Consider the following 24027-nt stretch of genomic DNA (forward strand, 5'->3'; position numbering starts at 1 on the left):
GCCAGTCTACAGCCCTTGAAACATCAATATCACCCGAAAGGAAGTACGCATGGATATCACTGAAGCAATTGCCCAACTCAAGCAAAAACCAGGATTTAAGGATAACGTCGGTATGATTTTGATCCATAACGGTGTGGTCCGAAACTGGTCCCGCAAGGACAGATCAGATGTTTCCGCCCTGGAAGTACGTCCGGACTTTGACAAAATCGAACAACTTCGCCAGGAGTATCTGAAAAAAGAGGGCATTTTCGATATAGTCATCAAAGCGTACGAAGGTACCTTTTCACCCGGTGACGATCTGCTCTTTATCATCGTAGCCGGAGATATACGGGAAAACATCAAACCGGTCCTGGCCGATCTGCTCGACCGCGTTAAAGCAGAGGCTGTGACCAAACGGGAAATAGCCTGAAGTACCACGGCCTCTTCACCATCAATACCAGGATACCATGCCCCCATCACTCTCCTTCTTCAGCCAATTCAGTGATGCTCAGACCCTGCCGTTCACCGTGACGCGCCTTTCAAGCCTTATGGCAGACGAGAGCACTACCATGAAGCAGTTCGACGAGGTGATTACCATGAATCCTGTGTTGATGGTTCGCCTCCTCAAACTCGTCAACAGTCCATATTGCGGACTGCTGTATAAAGTTGACTCAGTGAGTCGCGCCATAACGTTGCTTGGCAAAAAGAATCTGCACAACATTGCCCTGACTGAGGCCTTGAAGATGTTTTTCATCGACTTGACCAACACCTCAGTTTTGACCGGCAAAGGAACGGCCTTCAATTTCACCACAAGGGTGGCGAAGTCGGGAAAAGTTCCGCGAAGACCAGCACCATCTGCAGACTTGAGAGGAAATTCTGGTGGTCGACGACAATGGTGCCAATAATGATGTCCTCAGTACCCTGCTTGGTCGGGCAGGCATCGAGGTCGAAATCGAAACTGATTCCGCCAGGGCTCTCCCCCTTCTGATGCAGAACCAGGAAGCCGGCATAAGGTATGAAAGGTGATCACGAGCAATGCCTGGAAGCCGGAATGACAGATTATATATCCAAACCAATCAAGCGTGAGGTGGTCTTTCAGATTCTTGATAAGTGGCTCCACACCTATTGACCCTCAAGATATTCACCATGACCAAAAACGGCAAAAACTCAGACGAAACATGCGGTAAAAATCATTTTTTCAAAAATGGTGCAGCCGATTCGATCAGTGCTCTCAACCGATGGGTACATTCGCCTTCCGACTCTTCGGGAACTCTGACCGGCCTGTTGCGTAACGTTGTGCGAGTGCTGATGATAATGTTCTCTGAACTCAAGAGAAACGATATCGCTCTACGCTCAGGCGCCCTGACATATACGGTGCTCCTGTCCCTGGTGCCTCTTCTGGCGATGTCCACCGCTGTCGTTAAAGGCCTCGGTGGCGGCGATCAATTGCGCGATGTCGCCTACGGCTATATCGATAGCATCACGCCCAGCCCTACAAGTGCAAAAGATCTTACCCTTGAGCAGGTTACTTTTCAGCAGCAATCCCCCACAGGGGACCGGAGTTCGGTGCCATCCACGCCGCCCGCCACCCCTGCAGGGGAAGAGAGTGCAGCAGTAGCCAAAGCTGATGACAGCGGTACCGCAGGCATGGCTACCCATATGCGATCGGCCGTGGATAAGCTGTTCAATTATGTGGACAAGACCAATTTCGCCACCCTGGGAACCTTTGGTGTGGTCGGTATCCTGCTCAGCGTTATTCTGGTACTCGGTAATATTGAAATGGCTATGAATGCCATCTGGCATGTTGAAAGCAGCAGGTCGATAATCAGGAAAGTTTCCGATTATCTGACACTTTTAATTTTGATGCCCATTTCCATCAATGTTGCCTTCGCGGCCAGTGCGTTTCTGAAAAACCCCACCCTGGCCTCCAAATTTGAAATGCTGTTTCCTTTTCAGTGGCTGGAGACCCTGATATTGAAACTGATACCTGTTTTCTTCATCTCTTTAACTCTTTACATAATCTACATTTTCTTTCCAAATACCAAAGTGCGCTCCCTGCCTGCGGCCATCGGGGCAGTGCTAGCCGCCATTGCCTGGTTTGTTGTCCAGAATGCGTATATTACGCTGCAGGTCGGTGTCTCGAAATACAATGCGATCTATGGTTCTTTTGCCACCCTGCCCCTCTTTCTGGTCTGGATGTATCTCGGCTGGCTTTTCATCCTCGGTGGAGCCCAGATAGCCTATGCCTGTCAGCATATCAACAGTTACTCATTACGCAGCAGCTCTTCATCTCCTGCAAGAAAACTTGGCGCTGCACTGGATATAATGAGCGAAGTTACAGCAGGGTATCAAACACACCAGAGCGTGACGGTGAACAGCCTGGCTGACAAACTCTCGGCGTATAGCGCACGCCTTATAGAGGAAGCCGTCGCCGATTTACAAAAAGCGGAGCTCCTTTACCTTACTGCTATTCAGGAACAGTTATTGCCGGCTGGAAACTACAGTAAACAGATGATAGTGGATGCGATCCTCGGCACAGATGCCGCAGATACTCCCGGCGGCCAATCAAGCCTCAGGATGGTGAGTGGAGTTGGAGCCCTTACCGGGCAGGATGTCGTAAATCAGCTATCGGGGTCATCCTCCTCAGGTAAACGGCAGGAAGGGGAAAGCTCCACATAAAAGCTGGCTCCGGCGCCCTCGATAGATTTCAGGCAGATGCTGCCGCCGTGAGCTTTCATTATCTGCTGACAGAATATCAATCCCAGCCCAGAACCACTTTCTCCTGAAGTCCCTACCTGGGTAGTATTCACATCCGGTCGGAAAATATCGTTTATCAACTTATCTGCAATGCCCTTTCCCTCATCTTTCACCACCAGCACTACACGGTCATCGTTGTCGTCAACAAAGACGTCCACCCTACCACCCTCAAAACTGAATTTTACCGCATTGGAAATCAGGTTGTTGAGTACCACTGAATAGAGATTTTTATCCGCAAAAATCTCTATATCTTTTGGTACCCTATTCACCATAACCAGCTTCTTCTGCATGGAAGGATGCGTATAATTATCAAATACTTCCGTTATCGCATCGTGCAGATTAAAAAAGGTCTGGTCAAGTCGTATCTCTCCTTTATCCATTCGGTGAATATCGAGCAGACTGTCGATCATCCTCAGCATACGTTCACCGTTTTTGATGATATTTTCCAGAAACTGCTGGTGAATCTTATGGTCAAATTTTTCCTTTTTGAGTATGCGCTGGAGCATGCTGATGATTGAATGAAAAGGTGACTTCAAGTCATGGGCAACCAACGCCACATACTTGCTATTGGCTGAAATACTGCTATTGGCCTGCTTGCGGGCTTCGCTCAAAAAACTCTCTAACTGCTTTTGCTCTGTTATATCGTAGGCGATAACGAGCCTGAACAACTGCCCCTCATTCAATTCCAGTTCCTCTACCTTTTCCCGGTACCACTTTTTGGTTAATGGATATTGATATTCGCGAAATTGATCTCCCGGCAGCATTTTTCCGGAAACACTGCGCGTTTCGCAGCCGGTATCGTCTGCTTCATCTGCCGAATATTTTTTCATCAGATCATCACTTTTCCGGCCTATGAGATCATGACCAAAGACCTTTTTAAAGGCCTTGTTGACAAACATAATTCGATCCGATTTCGGCTCGACAATATAAATCAGGCTGTCAAGGCTATCAAAAATCCTGCCAAGCAGATCGCCGGGAAAAGTTACAGAAGATGACAAAAATCCCTTGCCACCATGCAGATTTTGTTTCCTTTTACTCATAAAAAGTCCGCTGTTATCTGCCAGAGTCCAAACCATAAGAACACAGCTGAAAAACAAATAGTAATCAGCTGGAGGCTGCGGTTCTACAGTGCAAATCAATACTATTTCACGATAGCATAATTTTTTTTTCCCTGTCCAACTGCAGGGGAAGGAAGTTGGTCGACTCTCCTGTGAATCCGTCATAAAAATAAATAGGGGCTTTCTACCATTGGAAGAAAGCCCCTTTTTACAGACATGTACCAGCTATAATGCTATGCCATTCGACCATCCAGAGTCAGGATAAATTCCGAACCTTTGCCAAGTTCGCTTTTCACCTCGACACTTCCTCCGTGAGCCTGAATGATATGTTTAACTATGGCAAGGCCAAGACCTGTTCCACCGAGATCCCTGCTGCGAGCTTTATCACTTCGATAAAAGCGCTCAAAAAGCCTTGGCAAATGCTCTGGTGAAATACCACAGCCGGTGTCTTTCACAGAAATACAAACCTTACTACTATCGCCCATTTTCAACAAATTGCTGCGCACAGTTATGGTATCGCCGGTTTTGCTATACTTAATGGCGTTGACCAGCAGATTCACAACCGCCTGCTCAATCAATGTACCATTCATGTTGGCCAGGATACCCTCCACACACTGCAAATCGACCTGAACCCCACGCTGCTGAGCGTTTACCTGGCAGGTCTGAACTGCCGATTCCACAACACAGCATAGTGGGCTTTCTTCCATGTGGACTTCACCATCGCTCGATTCCTGTTCAATTCTGGACAGCGAGAGCAAGTCGTCAATAATTGCATTCAGGCGCTGGGATTGACGGAGTACAACCTCGAGAAACCGAACCGAGTCCTCACGGTCATCGAGGGCCCCATCAAGCAATGTTTCGACATAACCGCGAATCGAGGTAATAGGTGTTCTCAACTCATGGCTGACATTGGCCACAAAATCACGCCGTATATGTTCGAGCTTGCGCAGCCTGGTCACATCATTCATGACAATAAGCACACCGACACTATCGCCTCTGCCGTCATTCAGAGTAACTACACTGGTCTGGAGAAATTTTTCTTCAGAACCGTCACGAAGAACTATCTCATCCTCCATCGACTCCTTGGTACTTATAATCTGATGGATCTGCTCCTGGAGTTGAGTGTGACGGATAACTTCCTGAACAATTTTACCATGCGCTGCCACCCGGCTGATACCGAGAAGGTCGGCTGCCGCCTTGTTAATGCTGATTACCCGTTCGTCTCTGTCGATGGCAATAACCGACTCAACCATGCTGGAAAACACGGTCTCCAACTGGTTCCTGTGGGTGACGATAGCCTTGATTTTTTCATCGAGCATCTCAGCCATCTTGTCCATGGACAGCGCCAGTGCGGCAACTTCCTGGGAGGAGGCCCTGTTGAGACGGGGACTCATGCGCTGCGTAAAATCACCACGTGCGAATTTTTCAGCGGTTTTGGTCATCTCTTCCAGCGGGCGGCTTATGTTGCGGGAAATGAATAGACTGACCACTGCACCACCGATACTGATCAGGATACATCCGAAAACAACTTTGAAAATGAGACTCTTCAGGGTTTCAAAAAGTGAAGTAACGGGAACCGACATCCTGATTACGGCAATCACTTCGGCCGGTGTGCTCACATAACTCGCCGGCCGGTTGTCGCTGAAGAGTGGCACGGCAATGTAGAGCATCGACTGTCCCAGAGTATTGCTTAATCGCAGGGACCTGCCTAGGATACCGGAATAAGCGGTTGCTATTTCCGGGCGTTCATGATGGTTGTCCATGTACTCAGGATCGGAGTCCGAATCTGCAAGAACCCGGCCCTGAAGGTCGATTATCGTTATGCGTGTACGGGATTCACGTCCGGCTATTTTACTGAAATCCCGCAGTTCATTTAACTCGCCGGTGGTAAGATAGTCATGAACACGTGACTTTATAAGACTGGCCCGTGCCTCAAGATCCTTCTCCGCCTCAGCGAGATGAAACTCCTGGAAAACTATTGAACTATACCATGTTACGGCGGCAATCGTAGCAATAACGGCTATTAAGGTTGCAGGGAATATCTGCCAGACAAGCTTTTGAGGTTTCATATTTCCAGGGCTTCTTCCTGCTGATTTACATTCTTAAACCTGTAGCCGATTCCACGTACAGTCTCAATCATCTTACCAGATTCACCAAGCTTCTTTCTCAAACCAAAAATCTGCACATCAATAGCTCGCGGCGTAATAAGAAAATCATAACCTCGCACCGCATCTATAATTTGCTGACGAGTGAATACCCACCCCGCTTTACCGGCAAGAAGAGCGAGAATGCCGAACTCTGTAGCCGTAAGCTGAATTTCAATATCATTTAAACGAACTTCATGCTTACCCTGATTTATAACGAGGTTTCCGCAAACTATTGTTGAAGGCACACCATCGCTTTTATTATCAAGCCTGGCCGCACTTCGCCTGAGTACAGTCTTGATCCTGGCGATCAGTACTTTTGGAGAAAATGGCTTGGTAATATAGTCGTCTGCGCCGCAATCCAGACCGGCAACCACATCCTCCTCTTCACCCTTGGCGGTAAGCATGATAATCGGCACGTCAGCGTACTCTTTTGCCCTGCCTTTCTTTACTTCTGAGCAAACTTCAATACCGGACAGTCCGGGAAGCATTAAATCAAGCAACATGCAGTCAATATTCTCCTCGCGTAAACACTCCAAAGCCTCTTCGCCGGAGTCGGCACAAGTGACATTGAACCCTGCTCTGATCAGGTTATAACTCACGAGTTGTTGAATATCAGCTTCATCCTCAACAATCAGTATATGTACTTTTCCCATGGTAATTTTTCCCTTGTGAGTTCAGAATTCGGTGGATTTCCCACACCATTCATAGGGTCGTAGTTGACCTGAGACGCTCACATCATCTTCTGGAATGACCTGTTTCGGACAGGATGCAGCACCTTCACTCTCCCTTTTCGAGGATTGTAAAGACCTGTTCCCCCGGTGCCCACCTTAAACAGGCATATGGATTAGCTCTTCTTTGACCCAATTACAAACAGTTATCAGTCTCCAATAGTGATACGCACCTTTGGAATAATCAATACCATTCAGTATTTTCAGCACCGCCGCAACCCATTTCCCTAACTTTAATGCGATTCTAACATTCTCCTAATTGATGAAAAACATACCTCGCGTACTGTGTTGCAAACAATTGATAGATTCCAACATATGTTGGTTTTTTCGCATAATTTAACAGGAACACTCATGGAACCTTATTACACATTTCACCACGAACTGCTCAGCCTGAAAAAAAAGCTTATGCAGGTCAGCACGATGGTGGAAGAACGAGTCCGCACCGCAGCAGCCTGCCTCTCTGAGCGAAATGACGAAGCACTGCAGAAACTGATCCTCACCGACTATGAAGTCGATGAAATGGAAGTGGAGATAGAAGAAGACTGCCTCAAGATTCTCGCCCTTCACCAGCCTGTGGCCAGCGACCTGCGATTTATTATTGCCGTCATTAAGATCAATAACGAAATTGAGCGAATCGCCGATATGGCTGTCAGCATTGCCATGCGTATTCAGTCTATTTACAAGAAATACGACGAGAGCGGCAATGGTCAAAACCCCTGGATTTATGATTATTCCCAGATGTCAGATAAAGTCATCGTGATGCTGAAGATGAGCCTTGACGCCCTTGTCAACAGAGACCCGGCCATGGCCCGTCAGGTATTCATCTTAGACGACGATGTCGATCAGATGATGATAGACGCCTACGACCAGGTTCGCGAAGAGATCAAGCGTAAACCGGACCAGCCCGGACAACTGATTAATATCTATCTGGTTGCCAGGCATCTTGAAAGGATTGCCGACCGCTCCACCAACATTTCAGAGGAAGTCATTCACCTTGTCGAGGGAACCATCGTCCGCTCCCAATAGCCAGGAAGAAGCAACCGATATCTCACTAAAATCATGAGTCAATATTAGCCAGAGCATACCAAATCTGATGCCATATACATACACCTTACCATACATTCTCCTGCTCTCTGTGGGTGCTTTTCTGCTCGGCAGACACAGGGCTTTCTCGGTATCCCGTGATGTTGGGGGAGTACGTGCACTGCATTCATTGCCAAACCACTACGGGGTTTTGATGGCATTGGCCTGCGGCATACCTGCACTGCTGGTGTTTTGCTTCTGGCAAATGGCAGAGACTACAGTGATCACCCAGATGATCGTTAAAACCCTGCCGGCAGAGGTCCAGAAGCTGAGTTCCAATGAACTGACCCTGGTTCTCAATGACATCCGCAATATCGTCACGGGCAATATTGTATCAGACGCTTCCAATCCTGCCATTTTATCCGCTGCGGAACAATATCTCCAGATCCAGACATCCGCCAGGAATCTCATCTTCACGACGGTCACCTCTTCAATGGTGCTCGCCACCGGAGTCGTCTACTACTGGATAAAAGCGGAACTGCGCGCCAGGAACCTCGTTGAGGGCCTGACCATGGTATTTCTTTTTGCCTGTTCCGCCGTTGCGATTCTTACCACTGTCGGTATCGTGCTCTCTGTTCTTTTCGAGGCAATCAGATTCTTTAAGGCTATACCCATCAACGAGTTCCTGTTCGGCCTCAACTGGAGCCCACAGATCGCCATCCGCGCCGACCAGGCAGGTTCGTCCGGTGCCTTCGGCGCTGTGCCGATCTTTGCCGGCACCCTGCTCATTGCCTCCATAGCCATGTGCGTGGCTATTCCGATCGGCCTGTTCTCAGCTATCTACCTCTCAGAATATGCCAGCAACACAGTTCGAACCATAGCCAAGCCGCTGCTGGAGATCCTGGCCGGCATACCAACTGTGGTCTACGGCTTTTTCGCCGCGCTGACTGTCGCCCCGCTCATTCGGGATACAGGTGGGCTTTTTGGTCTTTCAGTTGCCTCTGAGAGTGCTCTCGCCGCCGGCCTGGTTATGGGTATCATGATTATCCCGTTCATCTCTTCACTCTCCGATGATGTTATTCATGCCGTTCCCCAGACTTTGCGAGATGGCTCTCTGGGCCTTGGCGCCACCCAGTTTGAAACTATCCGCTATGTTGTTGTCCCTGCGGCCCTACCCGGTATTGTCGGCGGAGTCCTGCTTGCTGTTTCCCGTGCAATTGGAGAGACCATGATTGTTGTTATGGCTGCCGGTCTCGCGGCCAACCTCACAGCCAACCCGTTACAGGCGGTTACCACAGTAACTGTACAGATTGTCACGTTACTGGTGGGAGACCAGGAGTTTGACAGCCCGAAAACTCTTGCAGCATTTGCACTTGGTCTCTTCCTGTTCATCTTTACCCTGATCCTGAACTTCATTGCCTTGAGAGTTGTCCGCAAATTCAGGGAACAGTACGAGTAGCAGGCAGGGCAGGACACATTACATCACGCGCCAGGCCTTACGGCAAAACACATTACGGGTAGCGTTATACGCTCCCACTGAAATAGTGAAAAGAATGCAGACTACAGAGCAGCAAGCAAAAATGAATCTCAAATTCAATGAAGGGCTTAATCGCCGCTACCGTGCTGAGAGAAACTTTCAACGCATGGGTATCGCTGCTATCCTCATTGCCCTGACATTTCTGGCATTTCTTTTCATTTCTATCGTTTCTAAAGGCTATACCGCCTTTCAGCAGACCTATATCCAACTGGACGTGGAGTTTGACCCAGGTTATTTCCAAAATGAAAACCTTGCTGCCGCCGACTACCCCGGGCTTGTAAAGGCTTCCCTCCGAAATATGTTCCCGGAAGTGAATGACCGCAAGGAGAAAAGACGACTTTATGGTCTTGCCAGCAACTCAGCCGCCTTCACCCTCTTTGACATGGTAAAAGAGAATCCGAACATCATAGGCACCAGACAACAGGTATGGGTATTGGCCGATGATGATGTGGATATGCTGGTCAAAGGCCATTACGATCGCGATCTGCCTGAATCTGATCGCCGGGTAAAAGATAACCAGGTCGGCTGGATCGATAGTCTTGAAGAAAACGGCAGGTTGAAGAAAAAATTCAACACCACCTTCTTCACTTCAGGTGATTCACGTGAACCTGAACAAGCCGGCATCTGGGGAGCGGCACGTGGTTCCTTTTACACCCTCCTGCTGACACTCGCCCTCTCTTTCCCCATTGGCGTTGCCGCAGCTATTTATCTCGAGGAGTTTGCGCCCAATAATGTCTGGACGGACCTTATTGAAATCAACATCAATAACCTCGCCGCAGTACCATCCATTATCTTCGGTCTACTCGGCCTTGCTATTTTTATAAATTTCTGGGGTATGCCCCGTTCGACCCCAATCGTCGGTGGTCTGGTTCTCACCCTGATGACCCTGCCCACCATCATCATCGCTGCCAGAGCTTCACTTAAATCAGTACCTCCTTCAATTCGTGAGGCAGCTCTCGGCATCGGGGCGTCAAAAATCCAGATGGTCACACATCACGTTCTCCCTCTGGCTCTACCAGGAATGTTGACCGGAACCATCATCGGCATGGCGCAGGCACTAGGCGAAACCGCCCCGCTGCTGATGATAGGAATGGTCGCGTTCATCGTAGATGTACCTGGTAGCTTCACCGATCCTTCAACCGTCCTCCCAGTTCAGATTTTTCTCTGGGCGGATAGTCCTGAGCGTGCCTTCACCGAAAAAACCTCGGCAGCGATCATGATCCTGCTTGGCTTTTTGATTCTCATGAATGGTGCAGCGGTTTATCTCAGGAAAAAATTCGAAATCAAGTGGTAGTTATTTTACAACTGGCTGAATCAACAGCTGAATTCCAGAAGTACAAAGACCTTTTCAAGGAGAAAAGAACGATGAAAACCAAAGGCTTCCTGCTTGCAAGCGCACTTACCATGACCGTGATCAGCACTGCACCTGCAATGGCTGCCCGCGACTACATTTCCATAGTGGGTTCTTCTACCGTTTACCCGTTCGCTACCGTAGTAGCTGAGCAGTTCGGTAAAACCTCAGGCTTCAAAACCCCTAAAATCGAATCTACCGGTTCAGGCGGCGGATTTAAACTGTTCTGCGGTGGCGTTGGCGTTGAGTACCCGGATATCACCAACGCTTCCCGCGCTATCAAGTCTTCTGAGATTGAAAAGTGTGCTGCCAACGGCGTTAAAGATATCGTTGAAGTTAAGATCGGATACGATGGCATCGTACTTGCCAACTCCAAGAAATCAGCCCCTTTAAAGCTCACCAGAAAAGATATCTTCCTGGCGCTTGCTAAAGATGTACCTGATCCCAAAAATCCAGGGAAACTCATTCCGAACCCTTACAAGACCTGGAAGGAAGTTAATCCAGAACTGCCAGATACCAAAATTGAAGTTCTCGGACCTCCTCCGACCTCCGGTACCCGCGATGCATTTGTTGAGCTTGCCATGGAAGGTGGTGCCAAGAAATTCGATTTCATCGCGGCGATGAAGAAGGCAGACAAAAAAGCGTACAAGAAAGTATGCCACACCGTACGTGAAGATGGTGCGTACGTAGAAGCTGGTGAGAACGACAACCTGATCGTACAGAAGCTTCAGGCCAACCCTGTTTCTGTCGGTATCTTTGGTTACTCTTTCCTCGATCAGAATTCAGACGTAATTCAGGGCTCTTTCGTAGAGTCTGAGGCTCCTACCTTCGAGAATATCGCAGAGGGTAAATACCCGGTTTCCCGTCCGCTTTTCTTCTACGTAAAGAAAGCCCATGTAGACGTTATACCGGGCATAAAAGGATACCTGGCTGAGTTCACCGCGGAGAAAGCCTGGGGCAACGAGGGATACCTTGCAGACAAAGGTATGATCCCAATGCCTGATGCAGAGCGTAAAGAGTATGCAGCAAACGTGAAGAACCTCAAAGCCATTGGAATGTAATTATTCCTTGCTCTGACTGAAAACTGTGCCATAGCAGCCTATTGAGGGTTGCTATGGCTGTTGCCGCCTTTATGTTTTTAACCTTTATGATCTTATTCTTGACCAGATATGGAACTCACAGCAGACATGCACAACCCAGCTTTTCCCACGCTCGTAAATGAAAAGGTAGTCATTGATGAGGCGGCTGTAGATACGTCTTCATCCAATTCGACAATCGGCGAACCCTTTGTTGAGAATCCCCGGATGACCTGTAGAGATGTAGACGTATATTATGGGGAAAAGTGTGCCATCAACAAGGTGAGTATCGATGTCGGACGCAACGAAGTACTTGCCATGATCGGCCCTTCCGGCTGCGGTAAATCCACCTTCCTTCGCTGTCTCAATCGTATGAACGATACCGTTTCCTCATGTCGGGTTGAAGGCGATATTCGCCTTGACGATATTGATATATACGATCCCGGCGTCGATGTGGTGCCACTCAGGGCCCGGGTTGGTATGGTTTTCCAGAAACCAAACCCATTCCCAAAATCAATCTTTGACAACGTAGCCTATGGCCCTAAGATCCATGGCCTTGCAACAGACAAAAATGAACTGGCCGATATTGTTGAAACATCATTAACCAAGGCTGGTTTGTGGAACGAGGTCAAAGACAGACTCCATGAACCCGGAACCGGTCTTTCCGGTGGCCAGCAGCAACGTCTCTGCATCGCCCGGGCGATCGCCGTAAGTCCTGAGGTCATCCTGATGGATGAGCCATGTTCCGCACTCGACCCGATTGCCACAGCAAAAGTTGAAGAGTTGATCGCGGAGCTGCGGGAGCAGTTCTCCATTGTAATCGTCACCCACGCTATGCAACAGGCCTCTCGCGTTTCACAACGCACCGCCTATTTTCATCTCGGTGATCTGGTAGAAGTTGGCCCTACAGAGAGAATATTTACCAATCCCCGCCATCGGCTCACCGAAGATTACATTACCGGCCGTTTTGGTTGATATCATCCTGGTCTGGTTTTCCCTGGGCCTGCAGCCTTTCGAAATTCAGGAAACGCAAAGCCCCTCAAAGAGTGTTTCAGCTCTTTGAGGGGCTTAGTTATTACAGTCTTATCCAGTTCAAATACTGCCTTTCACTTTTATCAGAATCAATCAGGATAATCGTGGCACAGTTCACAATCCTGTTCAATATAATCACCATCTTCTGTTTCATGGCTATCATTATGACATCTGAAACAGCCATACCCATCATCCTCATATTGATGACCGTTGTGTGCCTTATATGTGCCCCAGGTCACTTTCATTTTGGGCCAGACGTTGCCCATGTATGAAGCCAGCAGATAATCAGCTGCCGCACTGAGTTGAGTGCCATTTTCAGAAATAAACTCTGCTCCGTTACGCTTGGCCTGAAGTTCAAAAAGGTGCCTTTTGATGCCTTCCTGGGCCTTGGCACGATCCTCATAGCTCTTAGTCAGAACCGTCATTGAATCTTCCCTGATGCCTGGAATCTCCCCATCCAGCTTTTTGGCGTATATGCCGTTATCAACTGTTACCTCCAGATCCCCATAGAGATGTGAGGTAAGATTGTGGCAATCCAGACAATCCATCACCCTCCAATGCTCCCCCTCTTCCTCTTCGCCATCACTTCCGTCATAATCATAGACCCGCTCCTCTCCATCAGCGTCAGTTACCCGTATTTTACCGATCAGCGTTCTTTCCCTGTTAAGGGAGTGATACTCAATCTGGACATTATTACTCACATGCCAGTGAATACCTTCAAACTCATCGGTAAATGGATTAGGTCCCCCGATATTGAGGGCAAGTTCGGTAACATCCGGGTTCAACTGGTCAGTATTGCTGTACTCGATAAACTTTTTCACTTTCTGACCATAAAATTTTTCTGGCCAGTGGCATTCTTCGCAAATGTCCCTGGCAGGACGAAGATCCTGGATGGGTGTTGCTATGGGCACATGGTAACTGTTGGTCATAACAGCCCATACCTGTCTCAAACCTGATAATTTAGCCTTGACATACCATTTCGCACCTGAACCGATATGGCACTCTACGCATTTCACCCTGGCATGCCCGGAACGCTGGTACACTGTATAGGAGTTGTCCATTACCGTATGACAAACCGTTCCGCAGAAGTAATTTGAGTCGGTAAAGTGATAGGCTTCATAGGCAAATACTCCAAAAACAGCCACGTTGACTACGGTTAAAACTATAAAGAGGGAGACCGCCCGGCGATGATATTTGTTACCAAAGTCGAGAATGAGTTTATCACTTGCCAGGCTACCTCGAAACCATCTCTTTCTCCGCATGTAATAGGCAACCGGGATGAGAATCAGCCCGAGCAACACCCCTGCCGGAAATACCATGAAGGTAATTATCGAAGCATATTGATTCTCAATCAGGCCTGCCACGTGTCCAAACAACCCAAGGATGAGCAACGTAAAACTCACAGTAGTAAGGCCCACACCAAACAGACCCAATGGAGTTTTCCAGGAAACCCCAAACTGTTCCTGCCAGGTCAGTTCCTCAAATTTTTTGCGATGTTCCTTAATTACTTCGTTATCCGGTACGTTCTCAGCCATCTGGTTACTCCCTCTCAATAATTATTTCAAGATATCGAAATTACAGCCAGTATCGAAGCCGGTTCCTGAAATTACCCGGTGCACGTTGAATGTAATTCACACTCTGAAATGAACACAAACCGTAGAAGATAGAGTTTTCAATGTCACTTGAGAATACGTTTGATTACAGCAAATATCTGAATGCTACTTGAATGGTTATGATCTCTTTTTCCCATTATACACTTTTTGTCCCCCCGTATTGTCAAGGAAATAGCGTACAAATTCACTGCTCCTGTCATCTCTGAAGCCACCGGGATGAAAATGATAGCTCAATACAAGACCCTTGCCAAAGCGGCACATGGTGTACGCAACCTGAGCCTGCCGTAAGAACTCTATTTACCACCCGGCAACAGCCTGAATTCGATTGTAAAGAAAATGCTGAAATTCAGTGTAACCATTTCCGCTCTATGCTAATATTCAATAACTTCGATGGAGTACCTTATCACCACAAATTGAATGAGGTAGTACTTTGCAGGGTGTAAAGTTGACTGAGTCACCATAAGGACACGCCTGATGAGCGATCTATTTGAGAGTTATGACACCCCCTTTGACAACGGATTTATAACAGTCAATCATAACTGGCTGATTACGTCCTGTAATCAAGCCACTGAGCGAATTCTCTCGATTCCGGAACGGTACCTGCTTGGCAAGGATCTGCGTGACGTATTCTGCTTTGATGACAGGTTTCACAATATTTGCGACCACCTCGGCCCTCTTGGTGATCCTGGTGTCCGCAACTCATTGCATCTGAATTTCACCGCCACCACCGCCGGCAACCAGGCAATCATCAACCTCCAGGTAATTACCATACCCGGCGAAGAGGGAGAGGTGCTTGGTGCGCTCATTACCTTCTCCGACGTCAGTACCCCCCTAGCCGCCAGCAGGCTCGCCCTGAATTCCATTGCAGAGGGTGTTTTCACTGTTGATCATGATTTCAAAATCACTTCTTTTAACGCAGCAGCCGAGCGCATAACCGGCTGGAACGAAAAAGAAGTACTGGGTCGACCATGCAAATCTATATTTCACACCTCGATCTGCAAGCAGAACTGTGCCCTGGCAAAATCAATACAGGCATGTTCCCATATTTCCCAGGAAGGAGTCTATATTACCACCAAATCCGGTGATCTCATTCCGGTGCAAATCCGGTCGGCGCCACTTGTCGATTTAAATAACCACATTATCGGTGGGGTAGAGACCTTTCTGGACCTCACGCCTTCATTACAAAGTGATATTATTTTCAATGCTGTGGCCGATGGGGTCTTCACCGTTGACGAATTTGGGCAGATCACTTCATTTAACAAGGCCGCTGAAACAATTACCGGATATTCCGAAGAAGAAGTGCTCGGAAAACGATGTGCAAAAATCCTCTTGCCAGTAAAAGATGACGACGACAGCACCAAGTGCATTCTTTTTCAAGCCATGCAGGAAAAACGCACCTACATAGACGAACAACAGTTTATCATTGGTAAAAACGGGTATTCAATACCGGTCAGTATATCTGCTGCACCATTTCTCGACCCCAAAAATAAAGTCATTGGCGGTGTGGAAACCTTCCGTGACAACACCAATAAGCTGCAGACTGCACTTATTCTCGACTCCATTGCCGACGGAGTGTTCACCGTAGACCGCAGCTGGCGAATCACCTCATTTAATCACGCTGCCGAAATCATCACCGGCTGGAGCAGGGATGAGGCGATAGGCCAGTTCTGCAGCGATGTCTTCCACTCATCAATCTGCGGCAAAAATTGTGCCATTGCCGAAAGCCTCTATACTGGTAAACAAGTCGCAAGCCGATCAATTACCATCCAGAACATTAAAGAAAAGTGTGTGTCGGTGAGTATCAGCGCCTCGCCCCTCATAGACTACGAGGGTAATGTCGTTGGTGGTGTAGAGACGTTCCGCGACCTGAGTGTGGAAATGAGTCTCAGGCAACAATTGATGAAAAACTATACCTTCGATGCCATTATCAGCAAAAGCCCATCCATGCAGAGGCTCTTTCAAATATTACCTGAAATTTCCCGAAGCGAATCGAATGTGCTGATCCTGGGCGAGAGTGGCACAGGCAAAGAACTCATTGCCAGGGCGATTTTCAACGCCTCTTCCCGAAACAATAAGCCCTTCGTGGTCGTCAATTGCGGTGCGCTGCCGGAGACGTTGCTTGAATCTGAACTCTTCGGCTATAAAGCCGGTGCTTTTACAGATGCCCGAAAAGACCGCAAAGGTCGCTTTGCCGCAGCCGAAGGTGGCACATTATTCCTCGACGAAATTGGTGATATCCCACAATCAGTTCAGGTTAAACTGCTCAGAGTGCTTCAGCATAAGGTGTATGAACCTCTTGGCAGCGACACACCGGTCGCTGCAGATGTCCGCATACTTGCCGCCACCAACAGGGAACTCAATCAGATGGTGATTGACGGCCAGTTTCGTGATGACCTCTTTTACCGACTCAACGTGGTCAATATTCTCTTACCGCCACTTCGCCAGCGGATAGAAGATATTCCGCTGCTAATCGACCACTTCGTAGACAAATTCCGGGCAGAAAAACAAAAAGATATTGCCGGAGTCAGCGACGAGGTAATGAGTACCCTCATGCACTATGATTACCCGGGGAACATCCGAGAGCTTGAAAACATCATAGAGTACGGCTTCATTCTCTGTCCCGGAGGCTATATCCAGGAGGCTCATCTACCCGATGGGGTCATAGGAAACAATGATCTCAAACCAGGCAGCCTTGCCCATGACAACCGAGGCAAGACCTTGGCTGAAATGGAAAAGCAGGCAATACTGCTCACCCTTGAACAGAATAAAGGCAAGCGCATGCAAACCTGCAGGGAACTTGGTATTTCCAAGGACACTCTTCGCAGGAAGTTGAAGAGTTATGGAGTTGACACAGTCTAGTGGGAATTTCTCATACAATTTATGATAAAACTCTCTTACTCCAATCGATCAAGCTGCCAGTGAAGATCGCTTTTTGCAAAGGTGGTGATGCAACTAACTTTCGACCCGGCGATGCGAGTCATCCAGTTCACGGTAAAGGGCAAGCACGCCTGAGCGGGTTAGTTTTTTAATCCCGAATGGAGCCAGTCGATCGATCAGCCCATTTACCTCTTCCTCAGTTCCAGTCACTTCTATAATGTAAGAATCTGCACTTTCGTTAATAATTTTAGCCCCACAGCTCGCCACCATTTCCGTCAGCTCAATCTGGGTCCGTGAGACAATCTCCATGCTTATCAGAGCCATCTCACGCTGGACGGTTTTTTCCTCAACAGTCATATCACGCAACTTGATTACATCTATGAGACGGTTAATCTGTTTACGAATCTCTTCAAATTTTTCCGGAGTTGCCTTTGTTTTGATGGTAATTCGAGATACATCAGGGTCGTGGGTTGGAGCACCGCAGATTGACTCCATATTATAACCTCTACCGGAAAAAAGGCCGGTAACTCTAGAAGTTACACCCGGTCTGTTTGTTACCAGCATGCTGATTGTATATGCGCGTTCCTCCATGACTATCTCCCCGATAATGTATGGCTCGTATTTTGTTATGTTCCATATGGTGTGACAGAACTTCAGGATTCTGGTTTCCGGTTTCCCGCAAGGCAAGCCTGAAGGAATACGACAGCGCTACATCAGTGATACAGGAGACCTCAGGCCTTGCCTGCCGGAAGACAAAATTCTGCACGCAACGAAGCGTTTGGCTACAACCCTCGTCTGCGAATGAAAATAACGTAAGCATTCCACTCTTTTTTCAACCAAAAATCTACCAGAGACGTAACATATGGTCGAGGTATCTTTTCGTGCTGACTCGTCATCCATTCTGATCTTTTTACAAAGCAATACTTGCCAGGCAAACGTATTCTCTTTAGATTGTTGCTGGCAACGCAACCGATATATCAAAAAAGTAAATCTTTTAAAGGTGTCTTGATGGCAGGGATAGCCCGCTCAGAAATAGTACAGGGGCAGTGTGTGAAAATTGTCCTGAAACAGGATCAGCGATCTGGAAAATTAACTGAGGGTATCGTCAAGGATATACTCACCAGATCCGCCACTCACCCGCACGGTATCAAAGTGCGACTGACCAGTGGCTTAGTAGGCCGGGTAAAGGAAATCTGCTGACAAGCTTGAAATAATCTCAATACAAAAACTATGAAAATTCGACCACTCACTGCTGAAAACAGTGACAAAGTTAGCGCCTTGCTCAGCCAGGCCTTTCCAAACAGCAGATACGAAGATCGTCTCGTTCATAACCTACGGAAAAATTGCCGTAAAACGTATGAATGGGTCTGTATCCATAAAAATATGTTCATCGCCTATATAGCTTTCTCTACGGCTTATAATGGTGATACCCCTTGCGGATTTCACCTGGCGCCGGTAGCGGTTAATCCGCAATATCAGAATCAGGGAGTTGGATCAGAACTGATCCGTTTTGCCCTACGCCAGAAAGAGTTGCGAGACACGACAATTTATGTGCTTGGGGACCCTGCGTATTACCAGCGTTTCGGTTTTGCACCGGTAGATCAGCCTGTCTGTCCGTTCGCCAGGAAAAAAGACCACTTTATGGCCAAAGGTGAAAAAGTGACCGAAGAGTTCACCATCGGCTATGAGCCGGAATTTCTGAACAGCTGAGGTCTGCCCGGCATACTTCTTATTCTATTTTACTGCTCTTGCGGCTTCCCTTTTCCTTCCGCAATTTATCACGCTCTTCCCGCTCTTTGGCACCTATCTCCGTCTCAGTCAGACGATTCCCCACAAGTCGCAACTTGCGGGGAATAACGCGGTCTACCACAGCATCGCAATTACAGGCAATATGATCAGCGCACTCCACGATCTCGTAACATGTCGCAAACCTTAACAATTTCTTCACGCCGGGGATGGATATTCCCTGATCGTGAATAGCAGAACGCAGGCAGGTAATCCATTGCAGGTCGTTGGCCGAGAAGATCCGCCGCTGGCCCTGTCGATGGGGCTGAATGAGCCCTTCATCCTCATAAATTCTCAAAGTCCGTGGATGAACCCCGAGCAGCTTCGAGGCCACCCCTATCGGGTAGATCGGCTCATCGTTTCTTATTGGCTCCGGTTCGTTCTTTACAGCCCGGTTTCGTTTCTTTTCGGCAACCATAGTACCATCAGGTAGAATTTAAAATTCTCGCCCCTGTGAATCATATACCCGTCACCCCTGACTTCGCACCAGAATTGAACAGACCTTACAAAGTTTTAATTCATAATTCCGATTCATTTCTTTAGCTGGGATCGGGAATTTCACAATGCCCAACAGGTATGCCCTGGGGTCAAGCCCCACAAGGTATACCCTGCACAAAAATTACTCCAATAACATAGTCCATGGAATATCATCTTGTAAGTTTTTTTACAGTATGCATCGACCACTATAAGCTACTTCAATCAATCTGGAAGCCATCGCCATCTGGACTGCCATGTAGTTTAAGCAGGAGGCACAACTCCTTACAACCTCTTTTCACGCCCTTAACAACTCTTGCCCCCGTAATTATGACAGTTCAACTTGAATCTTATGAACGTTGCACACATATCCTTCATCCCCCATTATGAGGAATGCCCGTTAATGCCCGGAAGTGAGGTGGCCACGAAACAAACGCTCGCCGGAAAAAAAGAGAAAACCACAAAATCCCACTCCACCAATAACCACCATGATTTCATGCAGACTCGGGAAATAGTGTGCCATCTCCTGATAGTTTACCAGCCCCAGGCCATGATAATGCCCAACCAGCTGGCCAACGATGACCAGATCGTAACGCATGATGAAAATGCCTATCATCCCTGCCAGGGATGCTGCAAACAAAACTTTCAGGTTTTTTCCTCTTGAAATCATAATGAGCAGAAATGGGATAAGCATCCCCAGCGCAAGTTCCCCCAGCCAGAAATTAACTGCATATTCACCGGCGAGAAGACTTTCCATTGCCGCAAATTTTCCAGGAGGATGTCCAGTGATACCAGAAATCATTTTCCAACAGGTAAAAAAGATAATAACAGCCATCATCAGTGCGCCAAACTTAGCGACATTTTCCATGGATCTCTTCAGTTCGTCGCTCATCTTCCAGCCATTTACCCAATATGCAAGAATGGTAAAAAAGATAATGGCCACAGCACCGGACATGGCTGCAGAAATTATGAAATATATCGGCATATATGGACCATGCCAGAATTCACGGCCATTCAAGAGTCCAAACACAGCACCAAGATTCGAGTGCGCCACTATTCCCGTGATCAGTCCCGCCAGGCCGAACGACATGGCTGCTTTGTGGTTCTCACGTTGCAGCATCACAAATTCCACCACCATAAAGAACAGATAGGCACCATAGAGTGTCCCCATCCACCAGATATTCGAGGTGAAATTGGCACCGATAATATTGCCCACAGGCATTCGCCAACTGTTTTCTATTTCAAAGGCAATAACCATAAATCCGGCAACAATAGTGGCAATCGACAGAAACACAGCACGCTTGGCGATGGGATTGAAATTCTTAAAACCAAAGACGTGGCCAATGGATGAAACAATACATAAACCTGTTGAAGTAACTACAAAGAAAACATAGGCTGCAATCAACAGCCCCCAGGGGACTTCCCTTGAGACACCAAAAGTGTGCTCATGCCCCACATAGAGCGAGTGAACACCGGCCGCCACTCCGGTAAGGCTCAGTAATGCCATAAAAGCAATTATGACATTTAAACGACTTACTTGATGAACTTCCAGCCCTCCCTCCTGAGGCAGTACCCCAGCAAATGTCTTAATCATATCCACCATCCTCTCTATTTGTTCATAGTTACGCTGTGATCTTTACTTTTTATCTTCCCATTCAGTAAAAGTGAATTATCTCTGTCTCTTATCTTTCACGCGAAGATTGCGGATGAGCGGCAGTGCTTTCATCCCGGAAGATCTCCGTGCACTGAGATGCAGCTCAAGTACAGTGTGAATAGTTGCGCCTCCCATCCAGAACAATAAAAACAGTATTGCTTCCATATTTTCCTCCATATCATAGCCACTTCACATCGTCAGGAACCAACTGCTACAACACGACCATTCCTGTTAGGAATTATGCTATACTTAACAATGATGATTGTCAAATAAATAGAACATAATCATTTACGCTAAACTTCTGTCCACCTTGACTCTAGGTTCTCAACAACCTGTTTTCACATTTATTTAGTTAAATTAATCAACATTCTCACAAGACGCATTTTTCCGATCTTTCTGCTTAGCTCTATTCAACCCCATGGAATATGGAAGCATTATGCGCCCATATGAATCGATATTTCCACCCTGGTTTAAGAGAGGTCTTTCCGGCTACTCTTTCTCACCTCAAGATATCGCTCCAACCTTTATTTGCTGATACCACCCATTGCCGCATTCATAAAACTAAAAAGGGAAGTTCCGTTCGCAACGGAACTTCCCCGGCCTGTCATGAAACAGATTTGGGTTCTTTAGGTTTTAAGTTGTAGGACTGGTGAGGTGAGATTTTACAAATGTGAAGCCAGTTCGCCCCCCAAGCGATCATTCCCCACACACAAGTAAGTACTGAAAGGAATTCAAATGGTTACGCGAAGCTGTATTGGAATGGAAGGTATAAGAACAACGAAGCCGGGCTCGCATTGATCGTACTATTGCGAGCCCGGTTAGTATACTTCTGAACTTCACCTGAAACATTGCAGAACCAAATGGTTACAGGTATGAATCAGATAACCGGGTATTACCTGATTTATAACAGAATGAGAGATCTCTATCTCACTGCACAACTTTCCTGTCATACCCCGCTTTCTTTTCGGCTACAACATCCTCCTGGCCCAGGTCTGTCCTGATTCTGGTTATCTTCTTGGGCACCAGACTGTTTGAGAAAAACGCCGAACATCGCTGCCTTTTGTCAAAAGGACAATCGATAATATTCCAACATGGTGTGTACTTGAGTAACTTTTTCACTGCATTTATACTCAAACCATGAGTGTGAATCATCTCGCGCAAACACTCGATCCACTGCACATCACGCATTGTGTAGTACCGCCACGCCCCTTTTCGGATCGGTGACACCAAACCTTTTCCCTCATAACTCCTGATGGTTCTCGGATGCACATGCAGCATCTCCGCCACCATGCCTATAGTAAAAACGGCTTTGTCATCCGGTAACATGGCTACCACCTCTTAGTCATGGTCAGCTTGAAATTTCGAACCGAAAAACTTTTCCCCAAGTAAAAATCCCACACCAATTACGCCTATTCCTCCAATCACCAGCAGGTATTCGGATACCGTTGGTGCGTAGCTCTGATATTGCGGCAAATCACTGTACCCCGCATAGAGCGGTACGATTACTCCTGCCACCACCAGGTTGTAGCGGGAGAAGAACTGTCCCACCAGTACCATGAGTGATGCGAGCACCATCGCCTGAAGTGATTTCATTTTGGACACCGCAAGCAGAATAAACGGAAGCAGCAGACCGATTGCCACCTCAAACAACCAGAAAGTCGTTGCCAGCGGCCCTGTCACGAGGGCATCTGCAGACACCCGCAATTCTTCAGTGCCACAGTAGGCATTGGCAAACTTCCAGGCTGTAGCAAGAGATATCATAAAGAGCATCACCATCATGATTTTGCCAGCAACCTGCAAGCCATGAAAGGTATCGGCTGATACGGCTTTTCTCCCCAGAACATGGGCAAAATGGGTAAAGAGTATCACTGCCGCAGCACCGGAAAGTAGCGCGCTGGCCAGGAAAAATATCGGAAGCTGTGATCCGTACCAGAATGGTCTGGCGGCAAGAGAAGCAAAAACTGACCCCAGGTTGCTGTTTGCGAGCATTTCTGCCACGGCACCAATCAATCCCAGAATAACCGCCAGCTTCAATCTGCCGGTTACGATAAGATAAAATTCAACGATCAAAAAACAGACCGCCAGGCCATAAAGGGTACCCATCCACCAGATGTTTGATGTGATGTTTGGATGTAACACCATATTAAGCGGCATTCTCCATGGATTTTCAATCTCAAGGCCGATCACTGTAAAAGCCCCGAGCAAAACTACTATTGAAAGCCACACCATTCTGTTGGCAAGAGGCAAAAGTCTCTGCACATGAAAAACATGGCTAATCGCTGCCATCAGGCATAACCCCGTCGAGATAATAGCAAAATATGCATATACTCCGATCAGCATGCCCCATGGCATTCCACGGGTATTGGCAAACGCGTGATGATGACCGATCAACTGCGCGTAAATCCCTCCGGCGATACCGGCTATTATTAAAAATAGAAACAATAAGAGCCACCCATTTATCCGAGGTCCCGCAAATTCAATCGTTTGCACTTCAGATATTGTTCCATTTCCACCCATCGTGTCTGCCTCCAAAAAATTCCTCTAAAATAGAAATACACTTCCCATCTCTTCTTTCGTGCCAGAACAATGACCTCACTTTTCAGGTTCCTTGTAATTCCGGCTCCTTGGTACCGCGCTCCTCACCCCGCAGACTGAACACAGCAATAAGAGCCACCGGTGCTGAAAATGGTCCAAGTATCATAAAGAGCATGAGGCATATCACTCCCCAAAACAGTTCCGAAAGCAGAGGAAGGATTCTGTATACCTTCTGTATAAAACGCTCTCTCTGCGGAACCAGTAACTCTCTACTCTCAATAGCCAGTGCCATAGCTAACCTCCTCGGCTGACCTCTTTGGTCCTGCTGGGAATGGCACCGGTGCCGAAGCACCGGTCCATCCTCTCTACTGCACGTTTACTGCATTGGTGATGCTGGTGTA

At 47.6% G+C, this 24027-nt stretch carries 23 protein-coding genes; 12 read left to right on the plus strand and 11 right to left on the minus strand.

Translation table 11 applies throughout. The annotated features are described in order from the left end of the window. The first annotated feature begins 49 nt into the window (after positions 1-49). The 4 genes from FCL45_RS20940 to FCL45_RS20960 all read left to right on the plus strand — a co-directional run bounded on the left by FCL45_RS20940 (position 50) and on the right by FCL45_RS20960 (position 2658). Positions 50-409: a molybdenum cofactor biosynthesis protein MoaE gene (locus FCL45_RS20940; RefSeq protein WP_136796973.1), complete on the plus strand. Its 360-nt coding sequence runs from the start codon at positions 50-52 to the stop codon at positions 407-409. A 37-nt stretch (positions 410-446) separates the two neighbouring features. Next, a complete protein-coding gene (locus FCL45_RS20945) occupies positions 447-884 on the plus strand; it encodes an HDOD domain-containing protein (protein ID WP_136796974.1) in 438 nt (145 codons plus the stop codon). Continuing rightward, entirely contained in the window at positions 859-1005 is a 147-nt protein-coding gene (locus FCL45_RS20950; RefSeq protein ID WP_136796975.1) for a response regulator, read from the plus strand. The genes FCL45_RS20945 and FCL45_RS20950 overlap by 26 nt, the downstream gene beginning before the upstream one ends. 120 nt (positions 1006-1125) lie before the next feature. Then, positions 1126-2658, plus strand: a complete 1533-nt coding sequence (locus FCL45_RS20960; protein ID WP_228721388.1) for a YihY/virulence factor BrkB family protein — start codon at positions 1126-1128, stop codon at positions 2656-2658. Here the strand turns inward: FCL45_RS20960 and FCL45_RS20965 are convergent. From FCL45_RS20965 to FCL45_RS20975, 3 genes are all read right to left on the minus strand, one after another. After that, complete coding sequence (locus FCL45_RS20965) at positions 2601-3776, minus strand: PAS domain-containing sensor histidine kinase (protein WP_167495738.1); 1176 nt, start codon at positions 3774-3776, stop codon at positions 2601-2603. The two genes, FCL45_RS20960 and FCL45_RS20965, sit on opposite strands and share 58 nt — an antisense overlap. Before the next feature lie 251 nt (positions 3777-4027). Beyond that, on the minus strand, positions 4028-5863 hold the full coding sequence (locus FCL45_RS20970) for an ATP-binding protein (RefSeq protein ID WP_136796977.1): 1836 nt from the start codon (positions 5861-5863) through the stop codon (positions 4028-4030). Then, positions 5860-6594 (minus strand): response regulator transcription factor, encoded by a 735-nt coding sequence (locus FCL45_RS20975; protein WP_136796978.1) that lies wholly within the window; start codon positions 6592-6594, stop codon positions 5860-5862. Before FCL45_RS20975 ends, FCL45_RS20970 begins: the two co-directional genes overlap by 4 nt. Before the next feature lie 426 nt (positions 6595-7020). On the opposite strand from FCL45_RS20975, the gene phoU reads away from it, so the two are divergent. From phoU to pstB, 5 genes are all read left to right on the plus strand, one after another. After that, complete coding sequence (gene phoU, locus FCL45_RS20980) at positions 7021-7695, plus strand: phosphate signaling complex protein PhoU (RefSeq protein ID WP_136796979.1); 675 nt, start codon at positions 7021-7023, stop codon at positions 7693-7695. Positions 7696-7762: 67 nt separating this feature from the next. Continuing rightward, a complete protein-coding gene (gene pstC, locus FCL45_RS20985; protein ID WP_136796980.1) occupies positions 7763-9151 on the plus strand; it encodes a phosphate ABC transporter permease subunit PstC in 1389 nt (462 codons plus the stop codon). 121 nt (positions 9152-9272) lie between these two features. Beyond that, positions 9273-10523 (plus strand): phosphate ABC transporter permease PstA, encoded by a 1251-nt coding sequence (gene pstA / locus FCL45_RS20990; protein WP_136796981.1) that lies wholly within the window; start codon positions 9273-9275, stop codon positions 10521-10523. Positions 10524-10594: 71 nt separating this feature from the next. Continuing rightward, positions 10595-11641, plus strand: coding sequence for a substrate-binding domain-containing protein (locus tag FCL45_RS20995; protein WP_136796982.1), 1047 nt, complete (start codon positions 10595-10597; stop codon positions 11639-11641). Between the two features lie 108 nt (positions 11642-11749). After that, a complete protein-coding gene (gene pstB, locus FCL45_RS21000; RefSeq protein WP_176360078.1) occupies positions 11750-12631 on the plus strand; it encodes a phosphate ABC transporter ATP-binding protein PstB in 882 nt (293 codons plus the stop codon). Positions 12632-12777: 146 nt separating this feature from the next. Here the strand turns inward: pstB and FCL45_RS21005 are convergent, their stop codons facing one another. Next, complete coding sequence (locus tag FCL45_RS21005) at positions 12778-14223, minus strand: NapC/NirT family cytochrome c (protein WP_136796983.1); 1446 nt, start codon at positions 14221-14223, stop codon at positions 12778-12780. Positions 14224-14775: 552 nt separating this feature from the next. Between FCL45_RS21005 and FCL45_RS25045 the strand changes: the two genes are divergently transcribed. Then, on the plus strand, positions 14776-17160 hold the full coding sequence (locus tag FCL45_RS25045; protein WP_136796984.1) for a sigma 54-interacting transcriptional regulator: 2385 nt from the start codon (positions 14776-14778) through the stop codon (positions 17158-17160). 93 nt (positions 17161-17253) lie between these two features. Here the strand turns inward: FCL45_RS25045 and ilvN are convergent, their stop codons facing one another. Beyond that, positions 17254-17769, minus strand: coding sequence for an acetolactate synthase small subunit (gene ilvN, locus FCL45_RS21015; RefSeq protein ID WP_136796985.1), 516 nt, complete (start codon positions 17767-17769; stop codon positions 17254-17256). A gap of 417 nt (positions 17770-18186) precedes the next feature. Here ilvN and FCL45_RS21020 point away from each other — a divergent pair, with 417 nt between their 5' ends. Beyond that, positions 18187-18378, plus strand: coding sequence for a YwbE family protein (locus tag FCL45_RS21020; protein WP_176360079.1), 192 nt, complete (start codon positions 18187-18189; stop codon positions 18376-18378). 30 nt (positions 18379-18408) lie between these two features. Next, positions 18409-18888, plus strand: coding sequence for a GNAT family N-acetyltransferase (locus FCL45_RS21025; RefSeq protein WP_136796986.1), 480 nt, complete (start codon positions 18409-18411; stop codon positions 18886-18888). A gap of 19 nt (positions 18889-18907) precedes the next feature. Here the strand turns inward: FCL45_RS21025 and FCL45_RS21030 are convergent, their stop codons facing one another. The 6 genes from FCL45_RS21030 to FCL45_RS21055 all read right to left on the minus strand — a co-directional run bounded on the left by FCL45_RS21030 (position 18908) and on the right by FCL45_RS21055 (position 23918). Continuing rightward, positions 18908-19381 carry a MerR family transcriptional regulator gene (locus FCL45_RS21030; protein WP_136796987.1) on the minus strand — a complete coding sequence of 158 codons (474 nt, stop codon included), beginning with the start codon at positions 19379-19381 and terminating at the stop codon, positions 18908-18910. A 456-nt stretch (positions 19382-19837) separates the two neighbouring features. Continuing rightward, on the minus strand, positions 19838-21031 hold the full coding sequence (gene nrfD, locus FCL45_RS21035) for an NrfD/PsrC family molybdoenzyme membrane anchor subunit (RefSeq protein ID WP_136796988.1): 1194 nt from the start codon (positions 21029-21031) through the stop codon (positions 19838-19840). Positions 21032-21106: 75 nt separating this feature from the next. Then, a complete protein-coding gene (locus FCL45_RS21040) occupies positions 21107-21256 on the minus strand; it encodes a hypothetical protein (RefSeq protein WP_153305544.1) in 150 nt (49 codons plus the stop codon). 762 nt (positions 21257-22018) lie between these two features. After that, positions 22019-22417 (minus strand): MerR family transcriptional regulator, encoded by a 399-nt coding sequence (locus FCL45_RS21045; RefSeq protein ID WP_136796989.1) that lies wholly within the window; start codon positions 22415-22417, stop codon positions 22019-22021. A 12-nt stretch (positions 22418-22429) separates the two neighbouring features. Continuing rightward, positions 22430-23533, minus strand: coding sequence for an NrfD/PsrC family molybdoenzyme membrane anchor subunit (gene nrfD, locus FCL45_RS21050; RefSeq protein ID WP_167495739.1), 1104 nt, complete (start codon positions 23531-23533; stop codon positions 22430-22432). A gap of 157 nt (positions 23534-23690) precedes the next feature. Beyond that, positions 23691-23918 carry a hypothetical protein gene (locus tag FCL45_RS21055; RefSeq protein WP_136796991.1) on the minus strand — a complete coding sequence of 76 codons (228 nt, stop codon included), beginning with the start codon at positions 23916-23918 and terminating at the stop codon, positions 23691-23693. Between the last annotated feature and the right edge of the window lie 109 nt (positions 23919-24027).

Source organism: Desulfosediminicola ganghwensis, from assembly GCF_005116675.2.
GTDB classification, from domain to species: domain Bacteria; phylum Desulfobacterota; class Desulfobulbia; order Desulfobulbales; family Desulfocapsaceae; genus Desulfopila; species Desulfopila ganghwensis.